The organism is Pseudomonas sp. Sample_22 (assembly GCF_004307635.1).
Classification (GTDB): Bacteria; Pseudomonadota; Gammaproteobacteria; order Pseudomonadales; family Pseudomonadaceae; genus Aquipseudomonas.
The window spans coordinates 96,477-113,621 of record NZ_RCNY01000022.1 but is presented as its reverse complement, the minus strand read 5'-3'; the positions used below and the strand labels follow the sequence as shown (position 1 = coordinate 113,621).

Sequence of the window (17,145 nt, the reverse complement as noted above, 5' to 3'; positions counted from 1 at the left end):
ATCAACCGCCCCAGTTGCCGATGTCGGCCGCATGCCCTTCACCGCCCACCACGCCATCGGCACCAAGGGAGTACAAATCGTAAGTGCCGTCGACCGATTGCACACCGGGATTGAGGTACTGATAGGGTGTATTCCACGGATCCACCGGCACAGATTTCAAGTAGCCATTGGGGTTCCAGTTGCGCGCTGCAGGCAGGCCGGACGGGCGTTTGCTCAAGGCTTCAAGCCCCTGTTGCGTCGAGGGATAGTTGAAATTGTCGAGGCGATACATCTCCAGGGCAGTGGCGATGGCCTGGATGTCGACTTTGGCGGCGGTGACTTTGGCCTGATCGGGACGGCTCATGAACTGCGGTACCACAATGGCCCCCAGAATGCCGATGATGACCACCACCACCATGATTTCGATGAGGGTAAAACCGCGTTGCAAAGGACTGCGACGTAAAGCGTTCATGGATCAATTCACCAATTGGTTGAGGCTGAGTATCGGAAGCAGAATCGCCAGCACGATCAGCAGCACCACGCCGCCCATCAGCACCAGCATCGCGGGCTCGAATAGACTCACTACCAGCGCGATCCGCGCGGCGAGGCTGCTTTCCTGTTGTTCGGCGGCGCGGCTGAGCATGCGGTCGAGTTCGCCGGCCCGTTCGCCACTGGCGATCATGTGCAGCATCATCGGCGGGATATCGCCGCTGATTTCCAGGCCACGGGTCAGGGTGCCGCCTTCGCGGACCGCACGGGCAACGTCGGCCATGCGCGCGCGAATGCTCAGGTTGCCGATCACAGCGGCGGCGATTTCCAGTGCGTCGACCAGGGGAACCGCGCTTTTACCGAGAATTGCCAGGGTGCTGGCGAACCGTGCGGCTTCCATTTCCCGCAGCAATTGACCGGCGATCGGCAGATTCAAGACCGACCGATGCCAACGCATCCGCCAGAGCGGCTGACGCAGACTCCAGCGCCAAAGGCCGCCCACCATCGCCAGCGCGCCAAACAGCCACAGGCCATGGCTGCGCAGCCCGTTACTGACACTGATCAAGGCCCGGGTCAGCCAGGGTAAGGGTTGCCCGCTGTCGACGAAGATTTTCACCACGTCCGGCACCACGTAACCCAGCAGAAAGCCGACGATGACAACGCTGGCGAGCATCAGGATCAACGGGTACACCAGCGCCATCTGAATTTTTTGTCGCGACGCCTGGCGGGCCTGGGTATACGCCGCCAGCTGCTCCAGCACATGCCCCAAATGGCCCGAACGTTCACCGGCCGCCACGGTTGCGCGGAACAATTCAGGGAATGCCTTGGGAAATTGCGCCAGCGCCGCGGCCAGTGCATGGCCCTCCATCACCCGGCTTCTGACGGCTGACAGCAGCCCGGCAATCCGACGTCTGGCACTTTGTTTCGCAACGGCCTCAAGGGCTTCTTCCAGAGGCAAACCCGCCTGAACCAATGTCGACAACTGCAATGTCAGCAGTGCCAGATCGGCGGCACTCAGCCGCCCAGCGCCCGGTGTGGAATTCATGCCGCCAGCAGTCCGGATCTCACTCACGTCGCGGGGCCACAGCCCGCGCGCACGTAACAGTTGCCGGGCGTGGCGAGGGCTATCGGCCTCCAGCCGCCCTTTGCAGCGACGGCCCTGAGCATCATCTGCGCGGTAATCGAAGGTCGGCACGTCCTAGTCCTCCCGAGTCACGCGCAGCAACTCGTCGAGGCTGGTCTGGCCGTCGATCACCCGCTGTCGGCCATCCTGAAACAGGCTGCGCGCTCCCTTGCGAGCCTCGTCGGTCAATGCCTGCTCGCTGGCACCCTGATGAATCAGCGTCGAGATTGCCGGCGTCACGCTGATCAATTCATAGATGCCGATCCGCCCGCGATAACCGTGCTGACATTGTTCACAGCCCACGGCCCTGAACAGTTGCAACGTCGTCGCCCTGCCCAGCCCCAGTCGCTGGCAAGCCGCCGCATCAGCGCCGTACGGCGCCTTGCAATGCGGGCACAACGTTCGCAGCAACCGTTGGGCCAACACCCCCACCAGTGACGAGGCCAACAGATAGGCATCCACCCCCATGTCCACCAGACGCGTCACGGCACCGACCGCGCTGTTGGTGTGCAACGTCGACAGCACCAGATGACCGGTCAGCGAAGCCTGCACGGCAATTTCCGCCGTTTCGCGGTCGCGGATTTCACCGACCATCACCACGTCCGGGTCCTGCCGCAGAATCGCCCGCAACCCCCGGGCGAAGGTCATGTCGACTTTCGGATTGACCGGCATCTGCCCGACGCCGGGCAGGTGGTATTCGATGGGATCCTCGACCGTCAGAATGTTGCGAGTCTGGTCGTTCAGGCTGCTCAACGCAGCGTACAGGCTGGTGGTTTTGCCCGAACCGGTAGGCCCGGTCACCAGCAAAATCCCGTGGGGTTTACTCAGCAATTGCTGCAACGCCAAGAGGATGTCATCCGGCATCCCCAGACGCGACAACTCCAGGCGCCCGGCCTGTTTGTCGAGCAGGCGCAAGACTACCCGCTCACCGTGGGCTGAGGGCAACGTCGAAACCCGCACATCCACTTCATGCCCGGCCAGTCGCAGGGCTATTCGGCCATCCTGCGGCACCCGCTTTTCGGCAATATCCAGCCGCGCCATGACCTTGATCCGCGACACCAGCAGCGTCGCCAGTTCCCGCCGTGGCCGAAGCATTTCCCGCAGCTGCCCGTCGACGCGCATACGCACGCAAAGGTACTGCTCGAAGGTTTCCAGATGTACATCCGAGGCATGCTCGCGTACCGCTTCACTGAGCAGCGCGTTGATCAGGCGGATGATCGGCGCATCACCCTGTTGTTCAAGCAGGTCGGCGGTTTGCGGTACCTGGTCCGCCAGACTCAGCAGGTCCAGTTCTTCGTCCAACCCTTGAGCGACTTGCTCGGCAGCGCTCTGGCCTTCGCGGTATGCCGTCGCCAGCCGAGTCGCAAATTCATCCGCAGGCAACAGCCGCATCGGAAGGTCCCGAGCACAGCGCCGACGGACTTCGGTCAGGGCGGTCAGCGGTGTATCACTGCGCAGCACAATGCTGGGCTCGCCTTCCTCCCACACCAACAGCACGCCGAAACGCCGTGCGAAACCAAAGGGCAACGACTCTGCACCCTCCATCGGGCGGCTCATGGCGCCGGTGGCGCCGACTGGCGCAGGTCGAACACCGGCGCATTGGAAACCGGCTCAAACAACTGACGCGCATCCGCTGGCAGCAGCAACGAGTTGTTTTCCCGCGCCCCTGGCTGACTCAAGTCCCGCAGTGCGTTGTAGCGTCGCTGGCTGACATCGCTGAGGTCTTCTGTACTGCGCACAATGGTCGGCCGCAAGAACACCATCAGATTGCTTTTGGTTTGCGTTTCCCGGGTCCAGCGAAACAACGCCCCCAGGTATGGAATATCGCGCAGCAGCGGCACTCCGCTTTTTTGCGTGCGCACGCTGTCGCGGATCAGGCCGCCAATAACGATGATTTCACCGTCATCGGCCAGAATGGTGCTCTTGAGCGCGCGTTTGTTGGTGATCAAGTCTGAAGAGTCGATGCCTGAAACCGACGGCGCGATATCCGACACCTCTTGCTCGACCTCAAGGCGCAGGGTCGAGCCTTCGTTGATGTAGGGTTTGATCTTCAGGCTGATGCCGACGTCCTTGCGTTCGACCGTGGTGAACGGATTGTCCGCACCACTGCTGTTGGTGGCGTAGGAACCGGTTTTGAACGGTACGTTCTGGCCGACGATGATTTCCGCTTCCTGATTGTCCAGGGTCAACAGGCTCGGGGTGGACAACAGGTTGCTATGGGTATTGCTGGCCAGCGCTGAAATCAACGCGCCGAAACGATCACTGCCCAGGTGCAGCAGCGCGCCTTCCGGCGCCGATTTTTTCTCGTCGAACTTCAACCCGCCGACGATAGGAATGTCGGTGCCGGGAAAGTTGATGAAGCCTTTCGCGTCACCAGTGTTCAAGCCCCACTGCACGCCAACGGCTTCGGCAATGTCGCCGGAAATCTCGACGATGGCAGCATGGATCAGCACCTGCGCTCGCGGCTGATCCAGCTGACGCACGATGCTTTCGATGGTCCGGACCTGTGCCGGCTCGGCAATCAGTACCAGCGCATTCTGGCTCTCGTCGGCCTTGATCATGAATGTCGTACTGGGCGCAATGTCCTTGCCTGCGCCAACGGCCGGAGCGACTTTTCGGCCCTGGCCCATGCTTTCCAGAATTTCCGCCAGCTGCCTGGCATCACTGTGACGCAGACGAATCACCCTGGCGTTGTCCGGGGTCGCGGTCGCCGGGATATCCAGACCACGAGCCAGCTCGGTCAAGCGTTGGCGAACCGCCGGCGGACCGATGAGGATCAGACGGTTGGTTCGCGTGTCAGCCAACACCTGAATCGAGGTATCGGCATTACGCTTGCCCAGTGACGATTCCATCACCGACACCACGTCGCTGACCTGAGCGTGGCGCAGCTGAACCACGGCGTGCATGCTGCTCTGCCCGGAATCCAGTTGTCGCACCACGTGGGCGATTCGTTGCGCATTGGCCGCCGTGTCGGTTATCACCAACGCATTGGCGGATACCGAAGGCCCGACGTAGCCATTGACCGAGACCAGTGGCCTGACCAGGCCTGCAATGTCGTTGGCGCTGCTGGTGTTCAATTCGATGACCTGAGTGACGAATTGCGACGCCGTGGTGTTTTTTGCCGAACCGGTGCCGGCACGGGTTTTTGCTTCGGTCACGGGCGTGATCAGGATCCGGTCGCCTTCATCGATGACCGTGAAGTTATGGGCATCGAGCACCGAGTAGAACAGGCGCCGAACACCCTCACGATCGAGGGCCTGACGGGACATCACCGTGACGCGCCCGGAGACCCTGGGATCGAGCACCACGGTAGTGCCGAGAATGCTGGAAATTTCCTCGACAATGTCCCGCAGCTCGGCGTTATTCATCGCCAACTGCCATTTTTCTTCTGCTGCCTGAAGTCCCCAGGGGAAGGCCAGGCTCAACAACAATGCAAGCAAAAGCAGCGGGCGAAAACGACGTACGCCAAGGAAAAGCTTCATGACTGTGATCACTCTGACGGCCCGGATAACGGGTGTAGATAACGCGCGGGAACAGCGGAGTCGTGCAGGTCGTCCGGCGACTCGAGTTGACGCAGAAAACGCTCGGCGGGTGGTAGCAGTGCGAGTCGCTCTTCTCGCCCCTTGTTCCACAGCACCACTTGATTCGCCTCGACACGACGCAGCACGCTGCCACCCGGCAAGCGCTCGCCTACCTGATACATGCGCGAGCCTTGAGCATCGACCAGCAACGCTCTGGACGCACCGTTGCTGACGACAAAACTGGCCTGCAAGGTCAGTGGCTCGGCACTGGCCAGCAGCGTTGTGCCTTTCATCAGCCCCATGACGGTTGCCACGGCCGTGGCATCCGAAGGCGCTTGGGAGGGTGACGGCGCTGCCGCAAGAACCGGCAGAGGCATGGCCAGATGTTCACGAAAACGCCACTCTTGCCACAGCAGAAATACCGCGTAGCCAATGGGCACCATCAGCAGGCAAAAACGGCCCGCTACGTTCAATGAATGCTTCATTGGCGGATCACTCGAACCTTTCGTTAGAACGATTGCCGCACAATCGCAGAGACATCCGGCGCAATATCCGGTGCCCGCGTGCCTCGTGCACGATCACCGCGCCCACGTGCAGTGCAATCAGTGCCGCAAGCACCCCACACGCCCACACATGCACCGTGGTGAACAGCGCGAGAAGGTCGGCGTCGTCCAGCGGCTGAGCAATCTGGAACAAGCCGAACACATCGATCGGGCGGTCCATCATCAGGACACCCGTGATCAAAACCAGACTTACGGTGAAATAAATCAGCACGTGAGCAAGCAATACCAACCGTTCCATGAGTGCTGAAGCCAGCACATTCATGTGCTGGAGATGCCAGGCAAAAATAAACAAACGCCAGAAGAAAACCGGAATGAACACTGTGGTCAATGAAACATTGATAAAAGCCACCCGGTGCTTGATCGGCGCCGGCACATCAATGCCGGCTGCATAGAAACCGGATGCCAAGGTCCAAACGATGACCATGGCCGATATCCAGTGCAGCAGCACACGTTGCCTGGAGTAACCCAAAACCGTCATTTTCAACTCGATGTTCAAAAAAACTTCAGGCGACCTTCACAGGCCACCTGAAGTCATGCGAAAGGATTTAGAGTTTGTTCCACGCCATGTGCCAATGCGCACCGACGCCAGGCTCAAATCCATTAGCGCTTGGGCTGAATTGCTTGCAATAACCCGACTCAGGGAAAGGTTTGCACTCAAAGACTTCGTTGGTCTTGGGTTGCAGCACTTTGGTCCCGGCGGTGTAGCCGCTGATGCCTTCCGGGAACACGAAGTCGTAGTCGACGCCTGCACCTTCACCGGACAGTTTCGTGGTCTGGGTATCCTGGCGAGTGGTCCGACCGTCGAGGGTTGTGCCGACCAGGGTCAGGGTATGAGCTCCAGGATTACTGCGAACATCAATCGCCAGCCAGGAAGCACCGCTGTCCACTTGAGCAGAAGTGGAGCCAACCGGCTTGTTGCTCGCGTCGAACAACGTCGCTTCGACGTTCATCTTGCGATTGGACATGATGCTGAAATCGACCTTGGCCAGGCCTTTGTCCAACACATACTCAGCTTGTTGCGAGGCTACCGAGAGACGAGCCGCGGTATCTTCCTCCATCTTCAATTGCACTTCGTAACGGGTCACGCCGCTTTCTTTCTGTGCGTATACGCTGTTGTTGCCTTTGACCGGTTCGATGTTGCCGCTTTCATCGCGAACGCCTGCGCGAACCAGTTTATGAGCCTTGTTGATAGCTTCTGCCAACTTGAACGACCAATTGGCGGGCGAGCCTTCATCGGCCGACTCGATGGCAATCTCGACACTGTATTCAGGGTTCTCGCCATTGGCGGAGAACGCACGTGCCTTGACCTTGTCCCCGACCAGCAACGCGGTCGAAGGCGAAATGCTGCCCACGGAAGCCCAGCCACCCGGCAGCTCGGGTTCTGCCAGGATGTTCACGTCTGCCACGTTGTAGAACGCGGCGTCGGTGTCGCCGACGGTCCAGATTGCCAAAAGGACGTGGTGACCGGATTTGTCAGCAGGGATGGTGCAGTTGTGTTTGTCACTGTTTGACGGCTTCTGATTGCCGCCGTCGATGGTGCAGAACGGCGTGCTTTCGAACGTGGCACGCTTGAGCGCTTCGTTAGGGTTCCAGCCGTTTCGGCTAATGAAATATTCGTGTTTGGTGGCTGGGTGAGCGGCCGTGTAGCGCCACTGGAAATCAATCGTGCGGTCCTTGATTTCCGTCAGTTGCCAACGGGTCGCTGATTGGGCGTCCAGGGCAGAGAAGCTCGAGTGACCGCCGCTTGCAATCTTGCCATCGACCGGCCCCTGCAAAGGCGCGCCACCGACACCAGCGGGAAAGCCCTTGAAGGTTTCACCGACACTTTGTGGCTCGTATTGCGCGCCGCCACAGTTGGTATTCACACCTTTCTGACAGGCCAGTGCACGCGACGGCGGAGTTTCCAGATAACCATGAGCAAAAGCACCTTGAGATGCCAACATTGCCGATAACAGGATCATTGAAGAAGTGCAGGCAGCAAACGCACTTCCCTTGTAAGAAGTATTTTTCATCAAATGAATTCCAGACTGCTTATCGAAATTTAAGGCGCGCATTGCTGGCGCCACTGTTTGCGATGTTGCTCATCCTCGGGGATGAACAAGTGTCTGAAACCTTACTTGGATGATGGCGTTTTCTATGTAGGGAAAGTCTCTCCTAGCCGCGGGAACAGTCTCTACGACTAATACTCTGACACGAGACGACATAGTTCTTACAAGCGGTAACCCAAAAGCAAACAGCAAAAGGTGGGCATGAAAAAGCCTGTCGGGCGCCAGGCCGGACAGGCTGTCAATTACCGCAAAAACAGTTACTCGTGATACTGCGCCGACAACTCATGCACCGCGCGCAAGAACGCGCCGGCATGTTCCGGGTCGACTTCCGGCGTGATGCCGTGCCCCAGGTTGAACACGTGGCCACTGCCCTTGCCGTAGCTGGCGAGGATGCGGCCCACTTCATTGCGAATCGCTTCAGGCTTGGCGTAAAGCACGGTCGGGTCCATGTTGCCTTGCAGCGCGACCTTGTCACCGACACGGGCACGGGCGTTACCGATATCGCAGGTCCAGTCCAGGCCCAGTGCATCGGCGCCCGCCTCGGCGATGCTTTCCAGCCACAGACCGCCGTTCTTGGTGAACAGGATCACTGGCACCTTGCGCCCTTCGTGCTCTCGAATCAAACCGCTGACGATTTTCTTCATGTAGGCCAGCGAGAACTCCTGGTACGCCGCTGCCGACAGGTTGCCGCCCCACGTGTCGAAAATCTGCACCGCTTGCGCACCTGCCATGATCTGGCCGTTGAGATAGCTGGTGACCGACTGTGCGAGCTTGTCCAGCAGCAGGTGCATGGCTTGCGGGTTGTCGTAGAGCATCGCTTTGGTCTTGCGGAAGTCTTTCGACGAGCCGCCTTCGACCATATAGGTGGCGAGGGTCCACGGGCTGCCGGAGAAACCGATCAGCGGAACGCGCCCGTTCAGTTCCCGGCGAATGGTGCTGACCGCATCCATCACGTAGCCCAGGTCTTTGTGTGGATCGGGGATCGGCAGGGCTTCGATGTCGGCCAGGGTGCTGACGACTTTCTTGAAGCGCGGACCTTCGCCGGTTTCGAAGTACAGGCCCTGGCCCATGGCATCAGGGATGGTCAGGATGTCGGAAAACAGGATGGCCGCGTCCAGTTGTGGATAGCGGTCCAGCGGCTGCATCGTGACTTCGCAAGCGAACGCCGGGTTCATGCACAGGCTCATGAAATCGCCGGCCTTGGCACGGCTGGCGCGGTATTCAGGCAGATAGCGACCAGCCTGACGCATCATCCACACAGGGGTGACGTCAACAGGTTGCTTGAGCAGGGCGCGCAGGAAACGGTCGTTCTTCAGGGCAGTCATGTCGGCATCCGGAAAAAAAGTGCGGGCATTTTCTCAGAGCCGGACGCAAAAGGCACGGCAAGCGCCGCACCTTTTGTCTATCGGGTCAATTTGTCGCGGGGAAACCCGTAACTCGCAACACCACAAAGCACTGTGGGAGCTGGCTCGCCAGCGATGGCACCACTTCGGTCTACGTTGAAAACCGAGGTTTCTGCATCGCTGGCAAGCCAGCTCCCACAGGTATTGCGTTGCAGTTTCGACCGGGGGTCAGACGCCCAGGTAATCCAGGATCCCTTCAGCCGCATTGCGGCCTTCGAAGATCGCCGTTACCACCAGGTCGGAACCGCGAACCATATCGCCACCGGCGAAGATTTTCGGGTTGCTGGTCTGGTGCTTGTACTGACCTTGTTCCGGCGCCACGACGCGGCCCTGGCTGTCGGTCTGGATGCTGAACTGCTCGAACCAAGGCGCCGGGCTCGGACGGAAACCGAAGGCGATGACCACGGCATCGGCCGGGATGATCTCTTCGGAGCCCGGGATCGGCTCTGGGCTGCGGCGGCCACGGGCATCCGGCTCGCCGAGACGGGTCTCGACCACCTTCACGCCTTCGACCTTGTCTTCGCCGACAATCGCGATCGGCTGGCGGTTGTAGAGGAATTTCACGCCTTCTTCCTTGGCGTTCTTCACCTCTTTGCGCGAGCCTGGCATGTTCGCTTCGTCACGACGATAAGCACAGGTCACCGACTTGGCGCCCTGGCGGATCGAGGTACGGTTGCAGTCCATCGCCGTGTCGCCACCGCCAAGTACCACGACTTTCTTGCCTTTCATGTCGACGAAATCTTCCGGCGACTTTTCAAAGCCCAGGTTGCGGTTGACGTTGGCGATCAGGAAGTCCAGCGCGTCGTACACGCCCGGCAGGTCTTCCCCGGCAAAGCCGCCCTTCATGTAGGTGTAGGTGCCCATGCCCATGAATACCGCATCGTATTCTTCGAGCAGTTGCTCGATGGTCACGTCCTTGCCCACTTCGGTGTTCAGACGGAACTCGATGCCCATGCCGGTGAAGACTTCACGGCGATTGCTCAGCACGGTCTTTTCCAGCTTGAACTCGGGGATGCCGAAAGTCAGCAGACCGCCGATTTCCGGGTTCTTGTCGAACACCACCGGGGTCACGCCGCCACGTACCAGCACGTCCGCACAGCCCAGGCCAGCAGGGCCTGCGCCGATGATCGCGACACGCTTGCCGGTCGGCTTGACCTTGGACATGTCCGGGCGCCAGCCCATGGCGAACGCGGTGTCGGTGATGTATTTCTCGACCGAACCGATGGTCACCGCGCCGAAACCGTCGTTGAGGGTGCAGGCCCCCTCGCACAGACGGTCTTGCGGGCACACCCGGCCGCAAACTTCCGGCAGAGTGTTGGTCTGGTGCGACAACTCGGCGGCCTGGAGGATGTTGCCCTCGGCCACCAATTTGAGCCAGTTGGGAATGAAGTTGTGCACCGGGCACTTCCATTCGCAATACGGGTTGCCACAACCCAGGCAGCGGTGGGCCTGATCGGCCGACTGCTGGGGTTTGAACGGTTCGTAGATTTCGACGAACTCTTTCTTGCGTTGACGCAACAGTTTCTTCTTCGGATCTTTGCGCCCGACATCGATGAACTGGAAGTCGTTATTCAGACGTTCAGCCATTGTTAAAACCTCATCAAACTCTTCAGGCGCATATCACTGCGGATTGGCACGGGTGCTGGAAAGCAACGATTTCAGGTTGGCAGCCTTCGGCTTGACCAGCCAGAAGCGACGCAAGTAATCATCGAGATTCTCGGCGAGCTCACGCCCCCACTCGCTGTCGGTTTCCTCGACGTACTCGTTCAGCACGCGTTGCAAATGGCTGCGGTAGGCTTCCATCGCCTCGCCGCTGATCCGCTGGATTTCCACCAGTTCGTGGTTGACCCGGTCAACGAAGGTGTTGTCCTGGTCGAGCACGTAGGCGAAACCGCCGGTCATGCCAGAGCCGAAGTTGTAACCGGTCTTGCCCAGTACGCAGACGAAACCACCGGTCATGTACTCGCAGCAGTGATCGCCAGTGCCTTCCACCACGGTGTGGGCACCGGAGTTACGCACAGCAAAACGCTCGCCTGCGGTGCCGGCGGCGAACAGCTTGCCCCCGGTGGCGCCGTACAGGCAGGTGTTGCCGATGATGGCACTGTCCTGAGTCTTGTAGACGCTGCCCTTGGGCGGAACGATGACCAGCTTGCCGCCGGTCATGCCCTTGCCGACATAATCGTTGGCGTCGCCTTCCAGGTACAGGTTCAGGCCGCCGGCGTTCCATACGCCGAAGCTCTGGCCCGCAGTACCCTTGAAGCGGAAGGTGATCGGCGCATTCGCCATGCCCTGGTTGCCATGCTTGCGAGCGATTTCGCCGGAGATCCGCGCGCCGATGGAACGGTCGCAGTTGCAGATATCCAGGTCGAACTCGGCACCGCTCAGGTCGTTGATCGCCGAAGCAGCCATCTCGACCATTTTCTCGGCCAGCAGGCCTTTGTCGAACGGCGGGTTGCGGTCTACGCCACAGAACTGCGGCTTGTCCGCTGGCACATGGTCGCTGCCCAGCAACGGGGTCAGGTCCAGGTGATGCTGCTTGGCGGTCTGGCCTTCGAGGACTTCCAGCAGATCGGTACGACCGATCAGCTCTTCGAGGGAGCGCACGCCCAGCTTGGCCAGCCACTCACGGGTTTCTTCGGCGACGTAGGTGAAGAAATTCACCACCATGTCGACGGTACCGATGTAGTGGTCCTTGCGCAGTTTTTCGTTCTGGGTCGCGACGCCGGTGGCGCAGTTGTTCAGGTGGCAGATGCGCAGGTATTTGCAGCCCAGGGCGATCATTGGCGCGGTGCCGAAGCCGAAGCTTTCAGCGCCGAGGATCGCTGCCTTGATCACGTCGAGGCCGGTTTTCAGGCCACCGTCGGTCTGCACCCGAACCTTGCCGCGCAGGTCGTTGCCGCGCAGGGTCTGATGGGTTTCGGCCAGGCCGAGCTCCCACGGGGCGCCCGCGTACTTGATCGAGGTCAGCGGCGATGCGCCGGTGCCGCCGTCGTAGCCGGAGATGGTGATCAAGTCCGCGTAGGCCTTGGCCACACCGGCGGCGATGGTGCCAACGCCCGCTTCCGCTACCAGCTTCACCGAAACCAGCGCCTTCGGGTTGACTTGTTTCAGGTCGAAAATCAGCTGCGACAAGTCTTCGATGGAGTAGATGTCGTGGTGCGGCGGTGGCGAAATCAGGGTCACGCCCGGCACTGCATAACGCAGCTTGGCGATCAGGCCGTTGACCTTGCCGCCTGGCAACTGACCGCCTTCGCCCGGCTTGGCGCCTTGAGCGACCTTGATCTGCAGCACTTCGGCGTTGACCAGGTATTCCGGGGTCACACCAAAACGGCCCGTCGCCACCTGCTTGATTTTCGAGCTCTTGATGGTGCCGTAGCGTGCCGGGTCTTCGCCGCCTTCGCCGGAGTTGGAACGCGCACCGAGGCGGTTCATGGCTTCGGCCAGGGCTTCGTGAGCTTCCGGCGACAGGGCACCCAGGGAGATACCGGCGGAGTCGAAGCGCTTGAGCACCGATTCCAGCGGTTCGATCTCGCTCATATCCAATGGCGTGTCGAGGGTTTTGACTTTCAGCAGGTCGCGGATCATCGACACCGGGCGGTTATCCACCAGCGAGGTGTATTCCTTGAACTTGCTGTAGTCGCCCTGTTGCACGGCAGCTTGCAGGGTGTTGACCACGTCAGGGTTGTACGCGTGGTATTCGCCACCGTGGACGAACTTCAGCAAACCGCCCTGCTGGATCGGCTTGCGCGGGCTCCAGGCTTCGGCGGCCAGGGCCTTCTGCTCGGCTTCGATGTCGACGAAGCGCGCACCCTTGATGCGGCTTGGCACGCCACGGAAGCTCAGGTTGCAGACTTCCTCGGACAAACCGATGGCTTCGAACAACTGCGCACCACGGTACGAAGTAATGGTCGAGATGCCCATCTTCGACAGGATCTTCAGCAAGCCCTTGGTGATGCCTTTACGGTAGTTCTTGAACACCTCATAGAGGTCGCCCAGCACTTCACCGGTACGGATCAGGTCACCCAGCACTTCGTAGGCCAGGAACGGATAAACGGCAGAAGCACCGAAACCGATCAATACGGCGAAGTGATGCGGATCGCGAGCGGTCGCGGTTTCCACGAGGATGTTGGAGTCGCAACGCAGGCCTTTTTCGGTCAGGCGGTGGTGCACCGCGCCGGTGGCCAGGGAGGCGTGGATCGGCAACTTGCCCGGGGCAATGTGACGGTCGCTCAGCACGACCTGGGTACGACCGGCGCGCACGGCTTCTTCAGCCTGATCGGCGACGTTGCGGATCGCCGCTTCGAGGCCGACGCTCTCATCGTAGTTAAGGTCGATGATCGCGCGCTCGAAGCCTGGGCGATCGAGGTTCATCAGCGAGCGCCATTTGGCCGGGGAAATGACCGGCGAGCTTAGGATCACGCGCGAGGCGTGTTCCGGCGACTCCTGGAAGATGTTGCGTTCGGCGCCGAGGCAGATCTCCAGCGACATGACGATCGCTTCACGCAGCGGGTCGATCGGCGGGTTGGTGACCTGCGCGAACTGCTGGCGGAAATAGTCGTACGGCGTGCGCACGCGCTGGGACAGCACGGCCATCGGCGTATCGTCGCCCATCGAGCCCACGGCTTCGTAGCCCTGCTCCCCGAGCGGACGCAGCACCTGATCACGCTCTTCGAACGTGACCTGGTACATCTTCATGTATTGCTTGAGCTGATCGACGTCGTAGAACGCCGATCCGTGGTCGTTGTCTTCCATGGTCGCCTGGATGCGCAGGGCATTCTTGCGCAGCCATTGCTTGTACGGATGACGCGACTTCAGACGGTTGTCGATGGCGTCGGTGTCGAGGATCTGCCCGGTTTCGGTGTCAACGGCAAAGATCTGGCCCGGCCCGACACGGCCCTTGGCAAGCACGTCTTCAGGCTGGTAGTTCCAGACACCGATTTCCGAAGCCAGGGTAATGAAACCGTTCTTGGTGGTGACCCAACGCGCCGGACGCAGACCGTTACGGTCGAGCAGGCACACCGCGTAGCGACCGTCGGTCATTACCACGCCGGCCGGGCCGTCCCACGGTTCCATGTGCATCGAGTTGTATTCATAGAACGCACGCAGATCCGGGTCCATGGTTTCGACGTTCTGCCACGCAGGCGGAATGATCATCCGCACGCCACGGAACAGATCGATGCCACCGGTGACCATCAACTCCAGCATGTTGTCCATGCTCGAGGAGTCGGAACCCACGCGGTTGACCAGCGGACCGAGTTCTTCCAGGTCCATCAGATCGTTGGTGAACTTGGTGCGACGAGCCACGGCCCAGTTGCGGTTGCCGGTGATGGTGTTGATCTCGCCGTTGTGCGCCAGGAAGCGGAACGGTTGAGCCAGCGGCCATTTCGGCAGGGTGTTGGTGGAGAAGCGCTGGTGGAACACGCAAATCGAAGTTTGCAGGCGCTCATCGCTCAGGTCTGGATAGAAGGCGGTCAAATCCGCCGGCATCATCAGGCCTTTATAAATGATGGTCTTGTGCGAAAAGCTGCACACGTAATGGTCGGTGTCAGCAGCGTTGGCCACGGACGACTTGCGACGGGAAGTGAACAGCTTGACGGCCATGTCCTGATCGCTCAGGCCTTCACCGCCGATGAATACCTGCTCGATCTGCGGCAGACGCTCGAGGGCCAGGCGCCCGAGGACGCTGGTGTCGATCGGCACTTTGCGCCAGCCGACGAGCTGCAGGCCGGCGGCCAGGATCTCGCGGTTCATGTTCTCGCGAGCGGCTTCGGCCTTGACCGGGTCCTGGTTGAAAAAGACCATGCCCACGGCATATTGCTTGGGCAGTTCGACGCCAAACGTTTCCTGGGCGATGGCTCGCAGGAACACGTCAGGCTTTTGAATCAGCAGACCGCAACCGTCACCGGTCTTGCCGTCGGCATTAATCCCACCGCGGTGGGTCATGCAGGTCAGGGCCTCGATGGCCGTTTGCAAAAGGGTATGACTGGGCTCGCCCTGCATATGGGCTATCAGGCCGAAACCGCAGTTATCCTTGAATTCATCGGGTTGGTACAGACCTGCTTTCATAGACACTTTCTCACCAGGCTGCCCCTTATCGAGGCAAATTTCTTTTCAATTCAACCACTTACCTTCCACGCTGGACGTACGCCAGCTTTGCGGGGGCAAAAGGGAGGTCATTGTACACACCGACACGGAGGCTCACAAATTTGACGACGAAATGTCGCAAATCTATGTCGCATTCATGAAAGGTTTAAAGCGATCTGCTGTGCTAGTCAAAACTTTTTTAATTCTGACCGCAACGACTCAAAGACTACTGTGACGCAGACACCACAAGGCACGCGGCCTGTGGGGCCAGCGCGCGCTTGCAGAAATTTTGAGGTGCTTGGAGAGGCGGCCTGGGTAAGGCCGCCGAATCTTCAGCGAGTTGTTGCCAGTTCCTGTTGGACGCTGGCGACAGTGCGAGGCCAAGGTTTACCAGCCTGAACCTTCGCTGGCAAGGCCTTGATGGCTGAAACGGCTGCATCACGACTGGCGAAGTTGCCGTAGGTGATCACATAAAGTGGCTTGCCGTTGAGGACCTTCTTGAAATAACGGTATTCACCGCCCTGCTCCTTGACGAAGCTTTGTGCGGCCGTTTCGGAGCTGGTGCCGAGGATTTGCACCACGTAATTACTCGGCGCCTGACCGGCGTACCAGGTACCTCCGGCAGCCTTGGTGGCGGCGGCTGGTTTTTCGGCAGGCTTGGCTGCGGCGACCGCCGGCTTGGCCGGAGCTGGAGCAGGCTTGGCGGCTGGCGCCGGAACCGGTGCAGGCTTGGCGGTAGCGACCTGCGTCGGGGCCGGAACCGGCTTGGCCGCAGGAGTCGGCGCAGGCCCGGCCGGAACGCCCGCAGGAGGCGCAGTGGTAGTTACGGTCGGCGGTGTCTCGCTGGAGCCCTCGAGCGGAACGCCATCGTCACCTTCGGTAATACCGCCCGCTGCTTCGGCCAGAGGACCACGCATGACAGGCTGCGAATTACCGACCAACGGCAGCGGCATCGGCTGCGTATTGCCGGCGAATTCGACGGCTGGTGCACCGCCGTTCGCCTGAGGCGCGCCCTGGCCGAGCGGCAATTGCGCCTGCTCGTTGGCCGGAGCACCGGTGGTCGGTGCTTTGCTGCGACCTGGCATCAACCAGGCGGCGGCTACCGCGACCACGACGACGGCGGAAATCGCCAATACGTGTTTCTTCGGCATATTGAACCCCATACTTGGACGCTTCACCGCTGAGCGGCTGGCAATCATGGCTTCGATCATTGCATCGCGGGCAACCTGGTTGATATTGCCAGGCCAACCCTCGGAGCTTTCGTGAATATCAGAGATCTGATCTGCGGTGAAAAGTTCTATACCCCGACCTGCACCTTCGAGGCGCTGATCCAGATATTCGCGGGTCTCTTCTTCGGTGTACGGCTGTAACTCGATGACGTGGAAGCGCTCTTCCTCGAGGCTCAATTGCTCCAGCTGAGCAATCATCGACGACTCGCCAAACAGGAACACATGCGGGCGACCTTCCGGTGCACCGGCACCCAGCGCCATCAACGCTTCGAGCGCGGATTCGTCGAGCTGCTCGGCATCATCCACCAGCAAATAGACTTCCTGACCGGTGAGTGCCAGTTGCACCACCTGAGCCAGGATTGCGCCGATCTCGGCCTGGGCAACGTCCAGTGCCTGGGCCACCTGCCGCAGTACACCAGCCGCATCGCCGGCGCCACGGGCGGAAACCACCACGCTCTGCACCGATTGTTTGTTGGTGCTGGCCACCAGGGCCTGACGCAGCAGGGTCTTGCCGCTGCCTTGTGGCCCTGTGACCACCAGCAGCAACTGGCTATAGCGCGCTAGATGATGCAACTGCCCCAGCACGGGTTTGCGCTGGGCCGGGAAAAACTTGAAGCCAGGCACCCGTGGAGCAAAAGGGTCATGACTCAACTGGTAATGGCCGAGGAAAGCCTCGTCGGCATGCAAACTAGTCATCGCGTTCTTA

General features: G+C 60.3%; 11 protein-coding genes. All 11 read right to left on the bottom strand.

What is annotated here, in order from left to right; all coding sequences use genetic code 11:
* Window position 1: 1 nt before the first annotated feature.
* Window positions 2-451, bottom strand: coding sequence for a type II secretion system major pseudopilin GspG (gene gspG, locus D8U73_RS05555; protein WP_056852275.1), 450 nt, complete (start codon window positions 449-451; stop codon window positions 2-4).
* Window positions 452-454: 3 nt separating this feature from the next.
* Window positions 455-1,663, bottom strand: coding sequence for a type II secretion system inner membrane protein GspF (gspF, locus tag D8U73_RS05550; protein WP_130903910.1), 1,209 nt, complete (start codon window positions 1,661-1,663; stop codon window positions 455-457).
* A 3-nt stretch (window positions 1,664-1,666) separates the two neighbouring features.
* Window positions 1,667-3,148: a type II secretion system ATPase GspE gene (gene gspE / locus D8U73_RS05545; protein WP_130903909.1), complete on the bottom strand. Its 1,482-nt coding sequence runs from the start codon at window positions 3,146-3,148 to the stop codon at window positions 1,667-1,669.
* A complete protein-coding gene (gene gspD, locus D8U73_RS05540) occupies window positions 3,145-5,073 on the bottom strand; it encodes a type II secretion system secretin GspD (RefSeq protein WP_130903908.1) in 1,929 nt (642 codons plus the stop codon). Before gspD ends, gspE begins: the two co-directional genes overlap by 4 nt.
* A gap of 8 nt (window positions 5,074-5,081) precedes the next feature.
* Window positions 5,082-5,597 (bottom strand): type II secretion system protein N, encoded by a 516-nt coding sequence (locus tag D8U73_RS05535; protein WP_130903907.1) that lies wholly within the window; start codon window positions 5,595-5,597, stop codon window positions 5,082-5,084.
* Window positions 5,598-5,604: 7 nt separating this feature from the next.
* Window positions 5,605-6,171: a cytochrome b/b6 domain-containing protein gene (locus D8U73_RS05530; RefSeq protein ID WP_347238261.1), complete on the bottom strand. Its 567-nt coding sequence runs from the start codon at window positions 6,169-6,171 to the stop codon at window positions 5,605-5,607.
* 49 nt (window positions 6,172-6,220) lie between these two features.
* Window positions 6,221-7,687, bottom strand: coding sequence for an N-acetylglucosamine-binding protein GbpA (gbpA, locus tag D8U73_RS05525; RefSeq protein ID WP_130903906.1), 1,467 nt, complete (start codon window positions 7,685-7,687; stop codon window positions 6,221-6,223).
* Window positions 7,688-7,980: 293 nt separating this feature from the next.
* Complete coding sequence (hemE, locus tag D8U73_RS05520; RefSeq protein ID WP_056852270.1) at window positions 7,981-9,048, bottom strand: uroporphyrinogen decarboxylase; 1,068 nt, start codon at window positions 9,046-9,048, stop codon at window positions 7,981-7,983.
* Window positions 9,049-9,294: 246 nt separating this feature from the next.
* The gene (locus D8U73_RS05515; protein WP_056852269.1) at window positions 9,295-10,713 is read right to left on the bottom strand and encodes an FAD-dependent oxidoreductase; all 1,419 of its coding nucleotides are present in this window, start codon (window positions 10,711-10,713) and stop codon (window positions 9,295-9,297) included.
* A 33-nt stretch (window positions 10,714-10,746) separates the two neighbouring features.
* Entirely contained in the window at window positions 10,747-15,192 is a 4,446-nt protein-coding gene (gene gltB / locus D8U73_RS05510) for a glutamate synthase large subunit (RefSeq protein ID WP_130903905.1), read from the bottom strand.
* Between the two features lie 350 nt (window positions 15,193-15,542).
* Window positions 15,543-17,135: an AAA family ATPase gene (locus D8U73_RS05500; RefSeq protein WP_130903904.1), complete on the bottom strand. Its 1,593-nt coding sequence runs from the start codon at window positions 17,133-17,135 to the stop codon at window positions 15,543-15,545.
* Between the last annotated feature and the right edge of the window lie 10 nt (window positions 17,136-17,145).

Coding starts and splice junctions, on each gene's coding strand:
- gspD (WP_130903908.1), bottom strand. CDS start 5,073: ATGAAGCTTTTCCTTGGCGTACGTCGTTTTCGCCCGCTGCTTTTGCTT.
- gspE (WP_130903909.1), bottom strand. CDS start 3,148: ATGAGCCGCCCGATGGAGGGTGCAGAGTCGTTGCCCTTTGGTTTCGCA.
- gbpA (WP_130903906.1), bottom strand. CDS start 7,687: ATGAAAAATACTTCTTACAAGGGAAGTGCGTTTGCTGCCTGCACTTCT.
- gspG (WP_056852275.1), bottom strand. CDS start 451: ATGAACGCTTTACGTCGCAGTCCTTTGCAACGCGGTTTTACCCTCATC.
- hemE (WP_056852270.1), bottom strand. CDS start 9,048: ATGACTGCCCTGAAGAACGACCGTTTCCTGCGCGCCCTGCTCAAGCAA.
- D8U73_RS05500 (WP_130903904.1), bottom strand. CDS start 17,135: ATGACTAGTTTGCATGCCGACGAGGCTTTCCTCGGCCATTACCAGTTG.
- D8U73_RS05515 (WP_056852269.1), bottom strand. CDS start 10,713: ATGGCTGAACGTCTGAATAACGACTTCCAGTTCATCGATGTCGGGCGC.
- gltB (WP_130903905.1), bottom strand. CDS start 15,192: ATGAAAGCAGGTCTGTACCAACCCGATGAATTCAAGGATAACTGCGGT.
- D8U73_RS05535 (WP_130903907.1), bottom strand. CDS start 5,597: ATGAAGCATTCATTGAACGTAGCGGGCCGTTTTTGCCTGCTGATGGTG.